This is a genomic window from Streptomyces sp. P5F9 (genome assembly GCF_057961495.1).
The window spans coordinates 1-1,002 of the sequence record NZ_JBXVPZ010000968.1; the positions used below are offsets into that span (position 1 = coordinate 1).

1 protein-coding gene is annotated in these 1,002 nt (G+C 70.6%); it reads right to left on the reverse strand.

Annotated features, from left to right (window positions below):
* The coding region (locus tag AC31A1_RS51860; protein WP_489659987.1) for a copper resistance CopC family protein at positions 1–802 on the reverse strand (802 nt) is incomplete at its 3' end.
* Positions 803–1,002 lie beyond the last annotated feature (200 nt).

Here is a 1,002-nt window from a genome sequence, read left to right on the forward strand (position 1 = left end):
CCCAGGTCAGCGCCAGCCCGACCGCGAGGGCGGCACCCGTCCCCAGGGCCACCCGCCCGAACCGCTCCCGCCCCCGAAGTCGTAGGAGAAACGCGGCTGTTGCGGCGAGGAGGAGGAGACGGGCCGCAAGTGCCAGGCCCGGGCGGGAAGTCAGCGTCTTCGGGATCGCGGAGGGTTCGAAGGCCGTGGCCAGGCTGGTGCCCGCTTCGTAGGGGGCGCGGAGGATCAGGAGGGCGACGGTGGCCGCCAGCAGGGTCCACCAGCCCATCAGGATCGGCTTGTTGAGGACGGCCGGGTTCGGGGGGCGGCAGAGGGTGACGAAGGTTGCCGTGCCGATGAGGAGGGCCGCGGCTGTGTACGCGAAGTAGCGGGCTATGTCGTAGAGGCTGCCCGTGAGGGGGTCCTCGGTCGGGGCCGTGCTGATCGGGGTTGTCGTGGCGGAGGGTTTGCCGATGGAGAAGGTGAAGGCGCCGGAGACCGGGTGGCTGTCGGCCGAGACCACGCGCCAGGCGACCGTGAAGGTGCCGGTGCCGAGCTTGGCCGGGAGCGTGACGCTCGCCGTGTCCCCGGCGTCCTTCGCGTGGTGCGCGGAACTCGTCTTCACCCGCCGGTTGTCGGGGTCGTAGACGCGGAAGGAGTCGTCGAGGAGGGCGACGGACTCGGAGAAGGTGAGGGTGACGGTGCGGGGGGCGGACTTGAGGACGCTGCCGTCGGCGGGGTCGGTGGATTCGAGGGCGGCGTGCGCGGACGCGGTGCCCGCGGTGCCGAGGAGGAGCAGGACCAGCAGGGAGCCCAGCAGCACCAGCCCTTGAATGCCTCGCCGGCCGCCCCGTCCGCCCCGTCCACCTCCTCCTCCGTGTCCACATCCTTGTCCCTCATTCCGTCGTCGGCGCACGTCACATCTCCGTCTTCGGACTTGCAGGTCTGCGGTTATGTACGGAGGAACCACATCTCTCGCTCACCATGTGGGTCGCGCCATCACTCCGCCGTCCACGACCAGGT